The organism is Paenibacillus terrae HPL-003, assembly GCF_000235585.1.
GTDB lineage: Bacteria > Bacillota > Bacilli > Paenibacillales > Paenibacillaceae > Paenibacillus > Paenibacillus terrae_B.
In genome coordinates this window covers 1,971,349-1,990,277 of the sequence record NC_016641.1, presented here as the reverse complement: position 1 = coordinate 1,990,277, position 18,929 = coordinate 1,971,349, and the positions used below count along the sequence as shown (strand labels likewise).

The 18,929-nt window shown below is 47.4% G+C and carries 17 protein-coding genes; 5 read left to right on the top strand and 12 right to left on the bottom strand.

Features of this window, described 5'->3' with window-relative positions; all coding sequences use genetic code 11:
* Nucleotides 1-357: 357 nt before the first annotated feature.
* Genes HPL003_RS09100 through HPL003_RS09090 form a run of 3 tightly spaced genes read right to left on the bottom strand, consistent with a single transcriptional unit; the run spans nucleotide 358 to nucleotide 3,405 of the window.
* Nucleotides 358-1,212 (bottom strand): carbohydrate ABC transporter permease, encoded by an 855-nt coding sequence (locus HPL003_RS09100; protein ID WP_014279339.1) that lies wholly within the window; start codon nucleotides 1,210-1,212, stop codon nucleotides 358-360.
* 18 nt (nucleotides 1,213-1,230) lie between these two features.
* Entirely contained in the window at nucleotides 1,231-2,115 is an 885-nt protein-coding gene (locus HPL003_RS09095; protein WP_014279338.1) for a carbohydrate ABC transporter permease, read from the bottom strand.
* Nucleotides 2,116-2,151: 36 nt separating this feature from the next.
* Nucleotides 2,152-3,405: an extracellular solute-binding protein gene (locus HPL003_RS09090; protein WP_043922344.1), complete on the bottom strand. Its 1,254-nt coding sequence runs from the start codon at nucleotides 3,403-3,405 to the stop codon at nucleotides 2,152-2,154.
* Between the two features lie 492 nt (nucleotides 3,406-3,897).
* On the opposite strand from HPL003_RS09090, the gene HPL003_RS09085 reads away from it, so the two are divergent.
* The 3 genes from HPL003_RS09085 (at nucleotide 3,898) to HPL003_RS09075 (ending at nucleotide 10,652) form a co-directional block, all read left to right on the top strand.
* On the top strand, nucleotides 3,898-6,072 hold the full coding sequence (locus tag HPL003_RS09085; protein WP_014279336.1) for a glycoside hydrolase family 3 N-terminal domain-containing protein: 2,175 nt from the start codon (nucleotides 3,898-3,900) through the stop codon (nucleotides 6,070-6,072).
* Nucleotides 6,073-6,085: 13 nt separating this feature from the next.
* Nucleotides 6,086-9,526 (top strand): GH36-type glycosyl hydrolase domain-containing protein, encoded by a 3,441-nt coding sequence (locus tag HPL003_RS09080; RefSeq protein WP_014279335.1) that lies wholly within the window; start codon nucleotides 6,086-6,088, stop codon nucleotides 9,524-9,526.
* Between the two features lie 148 nt (nucleotides 9,527-9,674).
* Nucleotides 9,675-10,652 carry a LacI family DNA-binding transcriptional regulator gene (locus HPL003_RS09075; protein WP_014279334.1) on the top strand — a complete coding sequence of 326 codons (978 nt, stop codon included), beginning with the start codon at nucleotides 9,675-9,677 and terminating at the stop codon, nucleotides 10,650-10,652.
* Nucleotides 10,653-10,784: 132 nt separating this feature from the next.
* On the opposite strand, the gene HPL003_RS09070 is transcribed toward HPL003_RS09075, so the two are convergent.
* The 6 genes from HPL003_RS09070 to HPL003_RS09045 all read right to left on the bottom strand — a co-directional run bounded on the left by HPL003_RS09070 (nucleotide 10,785) and on the right by HPL003_RS09045 (nucleotide 15,543).
* Nucleotides 10,785-11,462, bottom strand: coding sequence for a hypothetical protein (locus tag HPL003_RS09070; RefSeq protein ID WP_014279333.1), 678 nt, complete (start codon nucleotides 11,460-11,462; stop codon nucleotides 10,785-10,787).
* 95 nt (nucleotides 11,463-11,557) lie between these two features.
* Nucleotides 11,558-12,778 (bottom strand): stalk domain-containing protein, encoded by a 1,221-nt coding sequence (locus tag HPL003_RS09065; protein ID WP_014279332.1) that lies wholly within the window; start codon nucleotides 12,776-12,778, stop codon nucleotides 11,558-11,560.
* A gap of 343 nt (nucleotides 12,779-13,121) precedes the next feature.
* Nucleotides 13,122-13,616, bottom strand: a complete 495-nt coding sequence (locus HPL003_RS09060) for a cytochrome c biogenesis protein CcdC (protein WP_014279331.1) — start codon at nucleotides 13,614-13,616, stop codon at nucleotides 13,122-13,124.
* Nucleotides 13,617-13,655: 39 nt separating this feature from the next.
* Nucleotides 13,656-14,423: an ABC transporter permease subunit gene (locus tag HPL003_RS09055; RefSeq protein WP_014279330.1), complete on the bottom strand. Its 768-nt coding sequence runs from the start codon at nucleotides 14,421-14,423 to the stop codon at nucleotides 13,656-13,658.
* Complete coding sequence (locus tag HPL003_RS09050) at nucleotides 14,420-15,133, bottom strand: ABC transporter ATP-binding protein (RefSeq protein WP_014279329.1); 714 nt, start codon at nucleotides 15,131-15,133, stop codon at nucleotides 14,420-14,422. Before HPL003_RS09050 ends, HPL003_RS09055 begins: the two co-directional genes overlap by 4 nt.
* Nucleotides 15,130-15,543 carry a GntR family transcriptional regulator gene (locus HPL003_RS09045; RefSeq protein WP_014279328.1) on the bottom strand — a complete coding sequence of 138 codons (414 nt, stop codon included), beginning with the start codon at nucleotides 15,541-15,543 and terminating at the stop codon, nucleotides 15,130-15,132. Before HPL003_RS09045 ends, HPL003_RS09050 begins: the two co-directional genes overlap by 4 nt.
* Before the next feature lie 219 nt (nucleotides 15,544-15,762).
* On the opposite strand from HPL003_RS09045, the gene HPL003_RS09040 reads away from it, so the two are divergent.
* The gene (locus HPL003_RS09040; protein WP_014279327.1) at nucleotides 15,763-16,308 is read left to right on the top strand and encodes a hypothetical protein; all 546 of its coding nucleotides are present in this window, start codon (nucleotides 15,763-15,765) and stop codon (nucleotides 16,306-16,308) included.
* Nucleotides 16,309-16,622: 314 nt separating this feature from the next.
* Here HPL003_RS09040 and HPL003_RS09035 read toward each other — a convergent pair whose 3' ends face one another.
* Complete coding sequence (locus tag HPL003_RS09035; protein ID WP_014279326.1) at nucleotides 16,623-16,955, bottom strand: hypothetical protein; 333 nt, start codon at nucleotides 16,953-16,955, stop codon at nucleotides 16,623-16,625.
* Nucleotides 16,956-17,141: 186 nt separating this feature from the next.
* Between HPL003_RS09035 and HPL003_RS09030 the strand changes: the two genes are divergently transcribed.
* On the top strand, nucleotides 17,142-17,963 hold the full coding sequence (locus tag HPL003_RS09030; RefSeq protein WP_014279325.1) for an alpha/beta fold hydrolase: 822 nt from the start codon (nucleotides 17,142-17,144) through the stop codon (nucleotides 17,961-17,963).
* A gap of 128 nt (nucleotides 17,964-18,091) precedes the next feature.
* On the opposite strand, the gene HPL003_RS09025 is transcribed toward HPL003_RS09030, so the two are convergent.
* Both HPL003_RS09025 and cspD read right to left on the bottom strand, forming a co-directional pair.
* Nucleotides 18,092-18,307, bottom strand: a complete 216-nt coding sequence (locus tag HPL003_RS09025; protein WP_013308357.1) for a cold-shock protein — start codon at nucleotides 18,305-18,307, stop codon at nucleotides 18,092-18,094.
* A gap of 131 nt (nucleotides 18,308-18,438) precedes the next feature.
* A complete protein-coding gene (cspD, locus tag HPL003_RS09020; RefSeq protein WP_013308356.1) occupies nucleotides 18,439-18,639 on the bottom strand; it encodes a cold-shock protein CspD in 201 nt (66 codons plus the stop codon).
* Nucleotides 18,640-18,929 lie beyond the last annotated feature (290 nt).

Here is an 18,929-nt window from a genome sequence, read left to right as displayed (position 1 = left end):
TGGTTAACAGGATCGAACAATTTGACTCACCTCATTTTTTATATATTTTTCATTTCTTTTCCAATATAATTAGTTTTCCATTGGACTTCTATACTTTTTTTAAAATAATTGCATAAAATTTGTGAACGTATTATTTTTGAAATATTTTCAATTGAATCTAATAAAAGTATAATATGATTTGTCGGGCCCTGTTTCCCCTGATATAAACAACATCCTGATGCAGCTCTCTAAGAATAAATATGAGCTGATCAGGATTATTTTCTCTTTTTCTATAACACAAAAAAACGGAGGACTTCTTGGCTTAAACCAGAAAGTCCTCCGTTTTTTTATTTTTTTATCAATCCGCCGCTACAACTACTACTTAATGCCCGAAATCGTATAATTCTCGATAATATACTTCTGGAAAACAATGAATATGATCATAATCGGTACGACCATGAAGGTCGAGCCTGCCATCTGGAGCGCGAACTGGCTCTCATTTTGGCCTTTGAGCAACGATAGTCCCACGGACAACGTATACAGCTTCTCATCGTTCGCAATAATGAGCGGCCACAGGAAGCTGTTCCAACCGCCGATAAAGGTCAGAATGGCCTGTACGGCCAAAATCGGTGTTGAGATAGGCAGTACGATTTGCAGGAAAGTACGAAACTCCCCTGCACCATCAAGGCGCGTTGCCTCCAGCAGTTCTTCCGGAATATCGGACATGAACTGCCGGAACAGGAAGATGGCGAAGGCACCTACCAAGCCAGGAAGTACAATCCCCATCATGGTGTTGGTTAATCCCATCTGGTTCAAAATCAAATACACAGGAATCATCGTCACCTGCCCCGGAACCATCATCGTGGCCAGCACCAAATAGAACAGGAAACCTTTACCTTTAAATTTGAATTTGGCAAACCCGTAGCCTGCCATGGCGTTCAGGAATAATCCGAAAAAGGAAGCTAATACAATCACCAGCGTATTCGTCAGATAGGTGCCAAAAGCCATGCTATCAAATAGTGTTTTAAAATTGTCCAATGTGAAATGCTGCGGCCAGATGGTTGGAGGAATTTGGGTTACCTCGCTCTCCGTCTTAAAGGAGGATAAAATCATCCACGCAAAAGGCAGCACCATCAACAGACCTCCCACGGTCAGGAGAATCGCCACGAACCATTGAAATGTTTTCTCTCCACTGCGCGAATTGGCGTGGGCTTGCTGAACAGCTGTTTTCACGTTCATCACCTCTCTCTATCAGGACTCCGCTTTATTTTGCAAACGGAACTGAATCAGCGTCACCGCGATGATCGCAAAGAACAGAATGAACGATCCCGCCGCGGCATAACCGAATTTACTAAATTGGAAACCGTTATTGTATATAAACAGGGATGCTGATAGCGTGCCGTCAAGCGGTTTTCCTTTGGTCATGACGAACGGTTCCTCGAAAAATTGCAGCCAGCCGATCATCGTCGTAATGGACACGAAGAAAATAGCATAGCGAAGCTGCGGAAGGGTAATATAACGAATTTGTTGCCATGTATTGGCCCCATCAAGCTGAGCCGCTTCATAGTAGGAACCCGGAATCCCTTTAATGGCAGCAATGAAAATAATCATATTTAAGCCTATTCCCCGCCAAACAGCCAATAAAATAAGTGAAATTTTCGCCATCGTAGGATCGGTCAGCCATGGAACCGGATCCAGATTCATCATGCCCAGTACATAGTTGAATAGCCCGAGGGTCGGATTATACAAATAACTCCAGACCACCGCTACCGCCACCACGTTCGTGACGGACGGCAGATAGAACACCACGCGGAAAACTTTGAAAGCACGTGATTTACCCATGTTGATCAGGATCGCAATGCTGAGTGAAAACAATAGCACTAAAGGAACCCCGATGATGACGAAAAATAGAGTGTTCCCAATAGACTTTAGAAAAGAAGGGTCTATTAGCACATTCTTGTAATTTTCCAGTCCTAAAAATCGAATATGATCATAATTTACTAGCCCTGACAAATCCATATCTGTAAAGCTGATCACGAGTGCCAGTAAAATCGGCAACAGCGAAAACAGCGTCAGCAGAATGATGGAGGGACCGATAAACAAGTATGGCGCAAGCTTCTGCGAGCTTCCTTTCATGCCTTCACTCCCTTTGACAATGACGGATACGGATCATTATTTTTTCATAATACTTGCAGCTTGCTGGTTAAAGTCGTCCATTTCCTTCTGTACGTCGGCTTGACCACGGTAAATGCGTTCGAAGCTCTTGATGAATTGCTGAGAAACCTCTTCCCATGCTGCCAGTTGCGGTAATGCTGCGGAATGATCAAGCTGTTTACGAATCGTTTGAAGCATCGGATCATTCTTCAGTTTTGCATCTTCCCATGACTTGGTAGCAGCAGGCAAGGTACTGGACAGTTCCATCCATTTCAGCTGCGTTTCCGGTTTACTCATGTAAGCCAGGAATTTGGCCGATTCCTCTGGGTGTTTGCTAAACTGCATAATTGAAAGGTTCGACCCGCCCAAAACAGACAGGTTGTTTTCTTTGCCAGGAAGCTCGGCTATATTCCATTTTCCATCCAGCTCAGGTGCTTTGCTCTTGATTTCTCTAATCATGAAAGGACCGCTGATAAACATAGGAACGATACCATCACCTTGCAATCCCTGAACGGAATCTATCCCAAGATCTAGGGCATTGGAGCCGTTTTGGAAAAAGGTGTTCAAATACTTCACAGCTTCTACAAACGGTGGCTGGTTGAACAGCGGATTGCCCTGCTCATCGATCAGCTTGGAGCCGTTCTGAAGAGCGAACATAAAGCCCAGAGACTGCTCCTTCGCATTAATGGCAATACCATATTTCCCTTTGCCACGCGCTGCCAGCTTTTGAGCAGCGTCAGAAAGTTCTTCCCACGTTTTAGGTGCTTCATTATATCCAACTTGCTTTAATAGATCTGAACGGTAGAACAAAATCTTCGTTTCGGTATACCAAGGAACGCCTACAGGTTTCCCGTCAAATTTTGCCGTATCCACAGCACCCGGGAAGAAATTCTTCGATTTCAGCTCAGAATATTTACTGATATAAGGAGTGATGTCCGTCAATGCACCCGCAGATGCAAGTTCCGGAACCCATGATGTACCCAATTGAACCACATCCGGACCGGATTTGGAAGCAACTGCTGTCAGCAGCTTATCGTGAGCGTTATCCCAAGGCAGTGCCTGCACATCTACATGAATATCAGGATTTTCCTTTTCAAAATCCTTTACAATCTCAGGCAGCAGCTTACCTTCTGCTCCCATGCCCCATAGGGTAATCGTCGTTTTTCCATTCGCATCCTTGCCGGATGATTCATCCTTGGACGAACAGCCTGCCAACGCGCCCCCCAATAATAAGGTGCTTGCCAAAATGATCCCTAACGTTCTTTTCATCATACAAATTCCTCCCGAGATGACCGGCTCACCGATCATTCAAATATGATAGCCGATTCAATTACACACATTAAAGCATACAGTGTTTAAAGCCAATCAAAGCCTGCCGTTATAGAAAATATGTGGAAAGCCTAAGGACCATACTCATCAATAGAAACGTTTCGATAGTCATTATAAAACAAATTGAAACCGTATTCAATAGGGATATTATTTTTTATTCGTCTAGAATTATGCCCAATTCCCTTCCATTTCATCTATAAATCATTGTTTTATCGGTAAAACGGCCCTCCATTTCGATTTGACTCTCTATTTGAAAGCGTATATAATCCAACTGAGTTCAATAATAGAAACGTTTCGATTAATAATACGACAGGATACTAAGCTTTTATGAAAATATTAGCCTATTCGTCGCTTCTTTGAATCATTCTCAACAAAAAAATCTCATGGATCTGAAAAAGAAAGCTGCAACTATAGCAGCTTACGGAGGATTATATGATGGAACAACAACTGAATTCCTATCTGCAAAATATGACGCTTGAAGAAAAAGTCGATCAACTGCTCCAACTCGTGGGAGTCTTTTTTGAGGATGCAGAAACGGACGGCCAAATTACCGGACCTATGGAATCTCTGGGGATCACAGAAGAAACGGTCCGTAACGTCGGATCGGTGCTAGGCATCGCAGGAGCCGAGGAAGCTATTCGTGTTCAACAAGCATATCTAAGCAAAAACCGTCTGGGCATTCCGCTTCTAATTATGGCAGACATTGTACATGGCTTCAAAACGATTTTTCCCATACCGTTGGCTATTGGCTGTTCATGGAATGTGCAGCTCGCAGAAGAGAGCGCTACCATTGCTGCCAGAGAAGCTTCTGTGTCCGGTGTTCATGTCACCTTTGCCCCGATGGTGGACTTGGTACGTGACCCGCGCTGGGGCCGTGTAATGGAATCTACAGGGGAAGACCCTTACCTCAACAGTGTATTTGCCCGCGCTTTCGTACGCGGCTTTCAAGGCAAAGACCTGACAAACGATACAGACCGGGTGGCGGCGTGCGTGAAGCATTTTGCCGCATACGGGGCAGGCGAAGGCGGACGGGATTACAATACTGTCGATCTGTCCGCATGGCAGTTGCGCGAGTATTATCTCCCTTCCTACAAAGCTGCGTTAGATGAAGGCTGCGAGATGGTGATGACCTCCTTCAATACCGTAGAAGGTGTAGCTGCAACGGGCAACAAGCGCCTGATGCGCGATTTGCTTCGCGACGAGTGGGGCTTTGACGGCGTGCTCATCTCGGATTGGGCCGCCATCAAGGAGCTTATTCCCCACGGCATTGCCGAAGATGAGCGTGAGGCAGCACAGAAAGCACTGCTGGCGGGCGTAGACATTGAAATGATGACCTCCTGTTATAACGGGCATCTGCCTGAGCTGGTTCGCAGCGGGCAGCTGGATGAAGCGCTCGTCGATGAAGCGGTCATGCGTGTGTTGAAGCTTAAGCAAAAGCTGGGCTTGTTCGACAATCCGCTGCGTGGCGCAGACCCAGAGCGGGAACGTGAAGTTGTGTTCTGCGAAGCTCACCGGGCGGTTGCCAAGGAATTGGCGATCAAATCATGCGTACTGCTCAAAAACGATTCCGTTCTTCCACTGAATCGCAGTCAGCATATCGCACTGATCGGTCCTTTTGCAGAGAGCGGTGATATTCTCGGCTCTTGGTCGTGGAGTGGTTCGCAAGAAGAGGCTGTTCAAGTCATTGACGGATTCAAATCAAAAATATCCTCCTCGCTGCTCTCGGTAGCGACTGGATGCTCTATAGATGAAATATCCGAGGAACAATATGCAGAAGCGCTGCAAACTGCCAGCCAAGCAGAGGTTATCGTACTGGCGCTCGGCGAGCGCTCGGATATGAGTGGCGAAGCGGGCAGCCGCTCGGATATTCGCCTGCCACAAGCCCAACTGGAACTGATGAAACGCTTGAAAACGCTGAACAAGCCTATGGTAGCCGTGCTGTTCAACGGTCGTCCCCTGGATCTGCACGGTGTTATTGAAGAAGCAGACGCCGTACTGGAAGCCTGGTTCCCCGGCGGTGAAGGCGGCGCGGCTATTGCCGATCTGCTGTACGGCGATGCCGAACCAACAGGTCGCCTGACGATGTCCTTTCCGCAATCGGTGGGGCAGGTCCCTGTGTACTACAATCATTTTAATACAGGTCGTCCGCAGTTGGATCCGAATACAAAGGAACGCTACGTCTCCCAATACCTAGACGTACCGAACGAACCTTTATTCCCGTTTGGCTATGGCTTAAGCTATACAACAGTAGCCTATGATAGCATACAGCTTTCCAGCAACACCCTCACTCCCGGTCAAGCATTGGCAGTGAAGGTACGGGTAACGAACACAGGAACACGTCCTGTCGAGGAAACAGTTCAATTCTATGTCCGCGATATCAGCGGAGATACGGTTCGCCCGATGAAAGAGCTGAAAGATTTCCGCAAGGTTCTACTTGCCCCGGGCGAAAGCCGGGAAGTGGAATTTGCATTGATCGAGCCTCAGTTGCGCTATCACCATGCAGACCTGAGCTTTGATAGTGACAGCGGTGAATTCGCCGTCTTTACAGGACCTAACAGCCGAGATACTACAGAAGGACGTTTTCGGTTAGTGAAAGAAACAGGAAAGTGAGGCGTAACCTTTGATGAATACAAGTCTGGATCAAAATATTTTGCTACGGGTTGGAGACCTGTCCTTCACCTTCTTGAGCAGCGGTGATATATACAAAATCGCCCATGGCTCAACCATGATCAATCAACTGCTGACCCATTCTGTCGACGGCTCCCTGAACAACCTGTACTTACGACTGTACCGTCCGTCCGGCGTCAGCATCACTCCCCTGCTCGGAGTCCGTTCACCCGGAGTAGTACGACAAACGGATCAACAGATTATTTGGGAAGGCTTCACATCAGGTGTCGGCTATCAGGTGACATTCACACTAAGCGGTCTCGGAGTATGGTTCTGGGATGTAACTCTACAGGGCGATGACGTGGAAGCTGATATCGTGTACGGTCAGGATATCGGCATTGCAGATACAGCGGCTGTACGCAGTAATGAAGCTTATCTGTCTCAATATATCGACCATACCGTCTACCATGACGAACAAAGAGGCTATACGGTCTGCTCCCGTCAAAATCAGCCGCAAAATCAGGCGTTCCCTTACATCCAGCAAGGCTCGTTGACCCGCACCGTCGGTTACTCGACGGACGGATTTCAATTCTTTGGGCTTTCGTACAAAGAAACGAACGAGCCAGAGGCACTGCGCCGCGATTCGCTTGCCAATGAAGTGTATCAGTATGAATTTGCTTATACAGCGCTGCAATCCGAGCGGGTAAAGCTGGCCGGGGAGGCACACTTTACCTTTTACGGCCTGTTCCAGCCGAATCATCCGGCAGCCGTTACAAAGCTGGAGTACCAGGAACTGGTGACGAAAGCACGCGAAGAAGTAGCGACTATTATGGAGACTGCCTCCGGGACCGCTATCCCGTCACACGCCACAAGCCATCTCCAAACTGGGCGTGTGGCTCCAGCCCAGAACATCGGGGAGCCGCTGCGCACGCTGGATATGACCGCAGCCGAGCTGGATCAGCTCTTCCCGAAACGGCAGGAAGAAGAACGGGACGGCGACACGTTGCTCTCCTTTTTCACGGACAGCTACGAACATGTCGTACTCAAATCAAAAGAGCTTCTTGTAGAGCGTCCCCATGGGCATATTTTAATGGGCGGGCATTACGCAGGAGGTAAGGAAGAGACCATTACAACCACCTCCTATATGTACGGGGTGTTCAATTCCCAGCTTGTAATTGGCAACACGAATTTCAATAAAATGATCACAAACGCGCGTAATGCACTCAATATTCCAAAAACATCTGGTCAGCGTATCTATGTCGGAATCCACGGGAGATACCATCTGCTCACGATGCCTTCCCTGTTCGAGATTGGCTTTAACTATGTGCGCTGGTATTACAAAACTGCTGACGATACGCTCATCATTACAAACCATACAAACGCCGATACGCCAGAAGTACGGCTTCACGTGCGCTCGGCAAGCGGCAATGCCTATCCGTTCCTCGTGACTCAGCAAATGTCCATGCATGTGAACGAATATGAGCTTCCGTTTCATATGGAACGGGACGGTGAGGACCTGCTCTTCCGCGCAGATCAAGCTTCCCTGAGCGCCGAAACCTATCCGGACCTAGTATACCGAATGCAGGTACAAGGCGCTCTGCTACAGCAAGTGAGCGACGCTCACACGCTGCTACAGGGTACAGCTTCCCCTGATGCATCTCTGGTCGTGCTGGAGCTGGGCGACAGCAGCGAATGGACCTGCACCGTACAAGGTTGGCTGCATGGCCATCCGTCCGAAAAAGGTCAAGCACATGCGGAACGAGATGCCTCTTTTGAAGCTGAGCGCGAGCGCTATCGGCAATATTTTTCCGAACTGATGAACGGTTTCCATCTGACGCGTAGCGGACATGAAACCAGCGAGCTATTCCGTGTAAATGCGGTGGCCTGGTGGTATACCCACAATATGCTTGTTCACTACTCCGTGCCTCATGGTCTGGAGCAATACGGTGGTGCAGCTTGGGGAACACGCGATGTCTGTCAGGGGCCGGTGGAATATTTTTCAGCCGTGCAAAAGTTTGACGAAGTCCGTTCCATTCTACTGACCGTGTTCAGCCATCAGTACGAGGATAGCGGAAACTGGCCGCAATGGTTTATGTTCGACAACTATACTCGCGTTCAACAAGAAGAAAGTCATGGCGATATTATCGTCTGGCCGCTCAAGGTACTGGGAGATTATTTGACCGCTACCCGGGACTACAGTATTCTGGAAGAATATGCACCCTACACCAACCGACATACTTTTGATTATACAAAACAGACCGCGACCCTCATGGAACATGCGATGAAGGAAATCGAATATATTCGGGCGAATTTCCTTCATAATACACATTTGTCGGCCTACGGCGACGGCGATTGGGATGACACGCTCCAGCCAGCCAACGCTCAACTAAAGCAATACATGGCGAGCAGTTGGACCGTTGCACTCACCTATCAGGTGGTTAGCAACTTTGCTGCTGCACTGGAGCAAGCCCCGGCAGGCGTCGTAAGTGGGGCCGCCGAGATCGCACGCGATCTGCACCAGATGGCCGAAGGCATCCGCAAGGACTTTAACCGCTACATGCTGGAGAGCGGTATTATCCCGGGCTTCGTGTATATGGAAGAGCCCGGACAGCCCAAGCTGATGCTCCATCCGTCCGATACGGAGACGGGGATTCACTACCGTTTGCTGCCAATGACACGCAGCATGATCAGCCAGCTGCTCACGCCGGAGCAAGCATTGGCTCATGAGCAGCTCATCCGTGAGCAGTTCCTGTGCCCGGATGGTGTGCGTCTGATGAACCGCCCTGCACAGTACGATGGCGGTGTGAGCTCGCACTTCAAGCGCGCAGAGCAAGCGGCCAACTTCGGACGCGAGGTCGGACTGCAATATGTGCATGCCCATATCCGCTTCGCGGAAGCAATGGCCAAGCTCGGTCGCAAAGATGACGCCTGGCACAGCCTGAAGCTCATCAACCCGGTCGGCATTCGCGCGTCTGTACCGAACGCCGAATGGCGTCAGAGCAACGCGTATTTCAGCAGCTCGGACGGAAAATTTAATACCCGCTACGAAGCACAAGAGCGGTTTGATGAACTGCGTGAAGGAGCCGTTCCAGTCAAAGGCGGCTGGAGAATCTACTCCAGCGGTCCGGGGATCTATATGAATCAGCTCATATCGAACGTCCTTGGCATCCGTCAGTCGGGCGAAGACCTGATCCTGGACCCTGTACTGCCGGATGATCTTGACGGACTGGAATTTGAATTTTCTTTTGCCGGGAAACCCGTTACCTTCGTCTACCGCATGCTGCAAGAGCATAGCAGCGGTGTGCAAAGCCGTGCGGTATTGAACGGAACACCACTGGAGAGTGAGCCAGCCGACGACAATCGCTACCGTTCAGGTGCCCTGCGCATCAAACGCAAGAATTTCGAGCAGGCGCTAGCAGAACATGAAGGTGCACACCGTCTGGAGATTATTTTATAAACAGGTATTGAGGCAACAAAGCGATGGCGATCTTGCGGGATCGCCCTTTGCTGCTTGCACGTCCCAGTTACGATATTCGAAATAAATACAAGTTTAATAATCAGATATACAATAGCAAGTATAAGACTGGCGAAAAGGAGGAAACGATGTGGTCAGCATTAAAGATATCGCCAAACAGGCGGGCGTTTCCATATCTACCGTTTCATACGCATTGAACGGCAGTGATAAGGTAACGGAAGAGACCTGCGCACGTATTTTAGCTATTGCCAAAGAGCTTAACTATGTGCCGAATGCCGCCGCACGTAATCTCAAAAAAAGGGAAACCAAAATTATCGGCGTCTTCCTGACCGATTTCCGTGGAGATGTCTATGGAGATTTGTTGTACGGCATCAAGGGAATTTTGAACCGAAAAGACTATGACCTCATCGTATGCAGCGGCAAGCAGTCTCACCGAATGCTGCCGGAGCGCATGATTGATGGAGCCATCATACTGGATCAGACGTTCGATAGTCAGGAACTGCTGAATTACGCCGAGCGCGGGCATAAAATTGTCGTACTGGACCGTGAGCTGAATCATCCTAACATTAATCAGGTACTGCTGGATAACAAAGCAGGTGCCGCTCTCGCGGTAGAACATCTGCTGGAAATGGGGCACCGCAAGCTGTATGTTGTCACCGGGCCGGACGGCTCTTATGATTCATGGCAGCGGATGCAGGCGGTCAAACAGACGATCGAGCGCAGCGGCACCGCCGAAATGATCGAGATTGGCGGCGATTTTGAAAAATCGGGCGGCGAACAGGCGGCCGAAATCATTTTACAGCAACATGTCAGCCCGGATTCTGGACCCCTCGCGGTATTCTGCCTCAATGATGAGATGGCAGTAGGCTTTTACAATCGAATGGCTCAGTCAAAGCTTACAATTGGTAAGGACATTCATATCGTCGGCTTTGATAATATCGAGCTGGCACAATATATTCAGCCCCATCTGACGACCATTGATTATTCCAAACGTAAATGGGGCGCAGTAGCTGCCGAACAAGTTCTCAAAATCATAGCGGGGGAAGACGTGGAGCATGAACGGCTATACGTTACGCTCGTCCAAAGAGAATCAGCAGGCGCAGTATGAAGCACTCCAGATCAACAGAATACCTTATAATGAACACCGTAGAAGCACCTCCAATCACACGCTATCCTACAAAAAAAGAACTTCCATTGCCCCGGAATACGGGTTGGAAGTTCTTTTGGTCATGCTCATCTTTTAACCTAACAAATCCTCAAGCAAATTCATCAACGACCGTAAGGGATTGCCAATCGCCTGACCCGTCTCCAGTTCCACCTGCAATGCAGCATCAACCATAGATAATTGCGCCACAGCCAGCGTTCTGTCTGGTTCAGCCTCTCTCAGTTCATGCAATGAACGGACCAGCACTTCCATATATTCGTCTTTGCGACCTTGCATAATCAGCTCAAAAGCGTGCTCCACCACCTTGACCTCTATCAACGAAGAGATATCTGGCTTATCTAACAGGGCTGCTATATGAGAAAGACGTTTCATTGTCCCCTCTACCGTAGCCGGATTCGTAAATACCAAGGTTTGTGGCAACGGATCATCGCATATCTCATGGAAAAAGGGCTCATCCAGCGTTATCACGGGTGTAGGCATCGTCAATTCAATCTTTTCCGCGAAGACTATATAATTCGTGCATGTAATCAAAATAACATCTATGCCGCTTTGAGCCATCCATTCCAGTTGCTCTTCTACCTTTCGACTGGCATCCACCACCGAGAAGTCTGGATCAGATGAAACTCTGTACATGAGCGCAGGGTCCACAAAATGCTTCAGTTCCACCTCATAAGGAGCAAAAGCCCGTTCCACATAGGCAATGTTCGAGTGATGCGCATGTAGACAGCCTACCCGCTGTTTAAAACTCCCCATCATCCCATCCCCACTTATCATGTTTCCATCATTTTAGCAGGGATAGGGTAGTTAGGGAATCACCTTCAGGATCAGTCATGCCATGAATGCCGTTTTTAAAACTTGCCGTTCGTGTTTTTCCACTCAGATTTAGACGGAATGTCCTGAACTACATCCCAATGCTCTGCTACTTTGCCGTTCTCCACCCGGAACAGATCGTAGACAGCGCCGAAAGTACCTTGAGGCGTTTTTGCTTCACTCACAACCAGTACGAAATTCCCTTCTCCAATGATCATGTGAACCTTATCGTATCCAGAAGTGGTTCCTGTGGTACTCACAGCAGGAAATGCTTGTTTCAGATTGGCTACGCCATCCCCGAAGAAAGGATTATGCTGAATGTAATGATCCCCGTTATAGTAGCTTTCCAGTGCAGCGCGGTTCTTACCCACCAGAACATCATCCACAAACTTACGAATTAACGCTTTGTTTGCTTCGGTTTTGTTAAGATCTGTGATTTCTGTCGTTCCGTCAATCATCGTACGGCCGCTCGGATTGGCTGGAGCCAGCTCCTGGCTGTTGTCCCAATGCTCAACAATCTTACCGTTCTTGTCGAACCGAAAAATATCAAACAATACGCTTGGTTTGCCATCATCCGTTTCCTTATAATGAACGGCTACATAGTCTCCATCCTGAATGATTCTTTGGATATCAACCTGTGTATTGGCTCCTTTCATTTGTTTAATACCTTCGATCAAGCCCTCTCTACCGTTGGCAAAGCTAAGATTATGCTGGATATATTGATCCTTGCTAACCCAAGTTTCGGCCGCTTTCGTATCTCCTGTTTCAAAGCTTTTCAGGATTTCAACGACCTTATCCTTATTGCTTATCCCGATTTGCACGGTTTGGCTGGCCGGGTCCCAAGTTACTTGCTTGCCCCACGCTTCTTTCACCACATCTACCGGAACATAAGTCACCCCTTGTTTGGTCAAGATGGGCGAGGTGGACAGCGGTACCTTAATCCCGTTGATTTGCGCTTCCGGATTGCCTGACACCAGTACAACCGTCGCCTGGTCATAACGAATGGTCGTGCTTTGACGCGCCGTATTGAACGTAATATGCTTGGAATCCAGCGGAATCCCCAAACTGGAAGCCAATTGTCTCAAAGGAATCAAGACCTGCTGATTTTGCACGACAGGAGCGATCTTGTAAGCCTCTTTCTTGCCATCTACCCAAACCTGAATACCTGTAGCGGGTTTTACCTCGGCAGCTAAGGCCGGTACAGCAGAAGATAGCACGAGCAGGCCGGCAAGTGCAGCGGTAACCGTATGTTTTTTCATGAATGTAAGCTCCTCTCTTCTCATAAAATAATATGGAAAACAATCTTCTTTTATGTAACTAATACAGTTACAGGTTACCGCGAAAAAAAGAATTTACAACATCTTACCCTATCCTTTAAACTCCAATGGATTCTTTTGAAACCTCAATGCTCCCTCCTTTCAAACTTTTATACTTGCAGCCCGTTAAACAGCAAGCTACAACCTTAGAATAAAGGATACAGAGGTTAATAACAATGTATGTTTATGGCCTTACAGATGAATTTATGATGAAGCCACAAAGAAACGGGTTCTATCACCAAGCGAATGAACGCTTTTGAACAGAAAACCCGCTTCTTTCCACGATTTATATCATTTTTACCGATAACGTTCTCCGAAACTTAATGAAGCTCCCAATCCGCCAGATGGAGATATAGACGACCGCCATCGTAATCGCCAGCATACTAATCTCACTCGTGCCCAAGCTGCTGAGATACTGGGTCAAAATAATGCGAATCAAGATAATGGCAATAATAATATATTTAAAATATTTGTTCGGCTTGGGATAAATGTGTCCGTCGTCCCGTCTCTCATATGCCGTATGCAGCAGAATGACGTAACCAAACACCGCACCTAACAGCCCGGCAGCCAGTAGCTCCCAAAAGGCGGGAAGCGCATGCGTTTGGCCGGGAATATGCATCAATTGATACACAGACATCATCATGAGTGGGAATGCGATAAACAAGGGAAGCAAAAGACGAACTCCGTTTCCTTTTACCGGCCCCCCTCTCCTTTTGGTTCTCAACCAGATCATCAGCCCCACCAAAACAGCCAAAAATGCATAGATGAATATCGTCGCCATGGTGAAACTCCTTTCCTATATATATCATTGGATCGTTTGCTAAATTGACAGTTTTTTCTCCAGCAAATAAGCGTTCAAACGGATTAACACATAGGCAGCAACCCAGCTGATCAACACCGCAACCGGGAAATGCCAGGTAAAAGGAAACCATTGTCCTGTCTGAACATGGTCAAACTGCTCATAAAGCCCCTGATCGCCTGACCAATAAAAGACACTCCCGCCACCCATCAAAAGAATCCACAGTATCGGGCTAATCGGCCGCAAGGTACTGTATCGGGTACTCGCTGTCAGCAAACCCAGCGCAATAACAAACGGTGTGAAAGCGATAATCATCACAAACCAGTTCAATCCAGCTATAATAAAGGACGCTGCATCCGCAAACGTATAAGGCTGGATGGTTGATGAGATGAACAGCGCGTACAGAGAACCTACCACAAACAGGAACAATATCACGACCAAGGCTTGTAAAATAGCAGCAATCCATTTGGCGCTAATCAGCCACATACGCGGATAGGGGAGGGTCAGCCACCAGCCATAGGTATCATTCTCCCATTCTCTTCTCAGACTTCCCACACCCATGAAAATGATCATGTACGGCAAGCCCAGAGTGACATACCACAGCCTCGTCAATTCGAGCTGGTTGTGAAGCGCGAAATACAAGGAAATAACGAACGCCGCAATTAGAAATAGTGAGAAATATACAAGTCTCCACGATCTGGGCAGTCGATTGCGGCTCTGCTTTCTCCAGCTTCCTTTATTTCGAAATTCATGGCGTATCAAATCTTTGAACAGCCCTGATGAATTCACGCCTTCCACTCCTTTTTGTACAAATTGCGAAACACCTGATTCAGTGATCCATGCTCTCCACGTAGATCATCTGAATCACCGGACCATATCACCCGTCCCCGGTCCATCATGACAGTGTAATCAAATAAGCCTTCCACTTCCTGAATATCATGCGTACTCATGAGTATGGATTGCTGCCGATCCTCCAAATAATCAATAATACCTGCTACAATCGCCTCTCTGGAGAGGACATCAATGCCAGCAAAGGGTTCATCCAGGATCATAAGCGGAACCTCACGCGCCAGACACAGAATCAGCAGCACACGTGCCTCCTGTCCGCGACTCAGCCCAGTCATTTTCAGCTCCAGCTCCACGTCCATATAATCGGCAAGCTTATGCGCATCCTTCATATTAAAGCCAGGCAAAAAGGACTGTCCCCACTCCAGTGTCTGCTGCACCGTATGATTGGGGTACCAGCGAGCCCGGTCAGGCAGGTAGGATATGCCACGGTTGGTTTCCCAGCCGGGCTTTTGCCCCAGCACCTCAAGACTGCCTCCATCCGGTTGAATTAATCCGGTGATCGCCCGAAATAAGCTGGACTTCCCGCAACCATTGGGTCCAAGCACCCCTACAATGCGTCCCGCCGGAATGACGACATCCAAGTGGTCCAGCGCTTTTTTACCTTCATATTGCTTTGTCAGATGACTCGCAACCACAATAGATTCCGTCATGTCCTTTCGCCTCCTTTCTCATCTTTCCCGTTCTGTTTGCTTCCTATATACCGCTGTACATCCTCCCATGACAGCCCCAGACTGCTCATCTGTCCCAGGAACTGATCTATATACGTCAGGGCCAGTTGTTCCCGAAAGCTGTCTACCCGCTCACTGGACGATGTAACATAGGTTCCCAAGCCGCGCCGCTTCTCGGTCAGTCCATCCCGCTCCAGCTCCTGATACGCCCGCATCACAGTATTCGGATTCATACGCAATTCCTGTGCCAGATCACGAACGGACGGCATTTTGCTTCCCATTTCAATCTCCCCTTTGGCAATGGAGCTTCGTACCTGATTTAATATTTGTTCATATAATGGCTGGCTAAAATCAATTAAAAACCGAAGCGAGCCAACCCTTTGCTCTTCCATGGGTTTTCCCCCCTAATCCGCTGCATCTATCGTGCATATAGTGTATTATATCACTTAATACACATAATACAAGTATCTGTTTAGTTAAAATTTTAGTCATGCCGTCCAAAATAAAACCTATTCAGCAAATGCTCAGCTTGCGCTCAGACAGCATTCAAGTTCATATCTTATGATAAATCTCGTACCAAATACACCCTAACCGAAAGGTGGAAAATGAAGATGAAGAACACCAGGAAAGCAATTTTGGCTGGAACGATGGCATTAGCATTTTTAGGAGGCAGTGCACTGTACTCCACAGGTGCAGTCCATGCTGCTTCAACTACACCTGAGAAGGCTCCCACTGCAGACAAAGCACAGGCACCTAAGGGAAATCCCGGCGATGCTAATGGCCCTAAAATTGCAGGAGGAAACTTTGCGGAAAACAAGGCTCTCCTGAAATTATTGAAATTGTCCTCCAGCCAGTTGGAAACACAGTTGAAAGCAGGCAAATCCCTTGCAACGATTGCCAAAGCACAAGGTGTGAGCGTGAATTCCGTTATTGATGTGGTGGTTTCTGACATGAAAGCAAAGCTGTCTTCGGAAAAACAAAACGGCAAGATTACAGCCGCCGAATATAACCAGCGTGTCTCTAATCTGAAGCAGATGATTACAGATATGGTGAACGGCGTTAAACCGTCCAAGCCACCAGTAGACGGAAGTAAAGCCGATCCCAGCAAGGCTCCTGCTAAAAAAGAGGCAGCTAAAACCTCTACAAAGCAGAAGTAGCTAAGGCTCCAGGCTTCCAAAAGCTGTTCTTGATAAGCCGCATTCCTAAGAATCATTTGTTACTCTGACATAGCCACTCCATGGTATATCAATACATTTCCATCCGGCTTCCCTGTACGGATCGGGAAAACCATGAGCCTGTCCTTTGCTGTCATACAGCAGCAAGGGACAGGCTCATGGTTCGTTTACATCAGTAAATATGTGGTGAACTAAATAAAAAAAGGAGTCTGAAATGAAAATAACCAGCAGGAATTTGTTGTGAAGGCCATAAGCTCTATAAAAAGCATGGTTTTGAAATCGAGAGGATATTAAACCTAGTAGCGATAATTATCATAATAATTACGATGACGATCTTGATCACGCGGCTCTTGAGCTGCTGTAACCATCAAAAATATACCTGAAAGCAAATGCATCAACCATCCCACGATCGGAATCCATCCGACAACAGAGGTCACGATCCCTAAGATAGATCCATAATAGGCCTCCTTGTTTATCACCGACAGCACTAATGTAATGATATGGAAAATCATCATAATAAACAACACGGTATACGCAGAGTTTAAGACGATTAGTCCGCCCAAAACAGGAATAGCTAAAAATATCTCTATACCGCCTGTAATCCATTTTAAAGTTCTTGATGGTGTCATTGTTCCACTCTCCCGTTGCTATTTCGTCCCATCATTATATCTTATCGTTATGCGGGATGACATACATTTTTTAACAATAAATATGTTCAAATCGCGACTGCTGCCACCCCTTTTCCGAATGAGCTAAGCCCCGGGTACATATATGTGAGAAAGAACGAATTTTCGTGACTCAAAGGGGTGAACGCAATGGGATATTATGTTGAGGTGGAACGTGGCGTCAAGCTGTATGTAGAAGATACAGGAGAAGGCATCCCCGTTCTGATGGTACACGGCTGGCCGTTGGATCATCGAATGTACGAATATCAGGCGGCCCTGCTTCCTTCTTACGGGTACCGCTGTATTCAGGTGGATCTTCGGGGATTCGGCAAGTCAGATCGACCGTGGCAAGGCTATAACTATGATCGGCTTGCGGACGATCTGCTAGCTGTCATTCAGTCGCTCCAGCTAAGACAGGTGCGGCTGATTGGTTTTTCCATGGGGGGAGCTGTTGTCGTACGCTATATGAGCAGGTACCAAGGATTTGGAGTCACTCAGCTTATTCTTCTTGGAGCAGCTACGCCCCGTTTCACTCAATCCAGCGACTTTCCTCAAGGCACTCCGGTCACGGAGGTGGATAAGCTCATCAAGCAAGCTTATACAGATCGACCGCAACTGGTCACTTCATTTGGCGAACTATTGTTTGCCAACCCTGTCAGCCAGAGCTTACGCGACTGGATACGTGACCAAGGCTTTGCATCCTCTGTCCACAGCATGGCTTTCACTTTATATTCACTGCGAGATTCTGATTTACGCCCGGATCTGCCATATATCCGTGTACCTACCTGGATTTTACACGGAAAGCTTGATCAGGTCTGCCCTTTCCCGTTGGCAATCGAAACCCAAAAAGGAATTGCCGGATCGAGGCTTATTCCTTTTGAACGAAGCGGTCATGCTGTATTTTACGATGCGCTCCCCGAATTTAATTCCACCTTACTGAGCATACTATCTCAACCTTCCCCCATGCCATAATCGGAGAACCAAGACATTCATATATGCAAAAAAAATAGCACCTTGCGGTGCATTCTCCAAAAAGCAAAAAAGACGCCGCAGCGCCGTTAGCGGCTATGGGGCATCCTTCACTACAAACATATATCCAATTAGGATTGTTTGGTATGATTAAAGCTCGTATTATTCAAAACGGCCAGCTTTTTCTCGCCCTTCACCATGGCAGAACCGCAAATGGGGCATGTCGGCTCGACAGAAAAAGCGAAGTTATCCCGCATCCATCCGTTGCACGTATCGCTAGCGCAATTCCAGACAGTTGTAATTTCCTCAGGAATCTCATCCATTGGCTTTTTCCGTGAATTGTACATAAACATCCCTCTTTCTTCATGATTTATAAAGCGATAAGATGTAATCAGTTCAAAAACGGCCCTGTGAACAGATAAAAACAAATGCCCCAAACGCTATGTTCGGGGCATCTGAAGTAGGCTGTAATTTTAAATTACAGTTTTACAACGTTCTCAGCTTGTGGTCCACGGTTTCCTTCAACTACGTTGAATTCTACGCGTTGGCCTTCGTCCAAAGATTTGAAGCCGTCGCCTTGGATTGCGGAGAAATGTACGAATACGTCGCTTCCACCTTCAACCTCGATGAAACCAAAACCTTTTTCTGCGTTAAACCATTTAACTGTACCTGTTTGCATGGAATTACCTCCAAAATATATTTATATGACCTTTATTTTTTACAAATAAAAATTCACATATTGTACAAGGTTATTTCAACCTAAAACAATAACCCTCTACAATATGCGAATCTCAGGTCACAATTTCAATATACTCATATTACCATAAGTGTATTGAAAACGCAAGCACTGGGGAATTTAAATTATGCAGAGTGCTCTTGTCCTCTATTTACGTTTCTAAGCCGTATTCATGAGGCAAAAATCATTCATCAACGCCTACTTAAAACAGTATATCCGCAACTGTTTCTTAT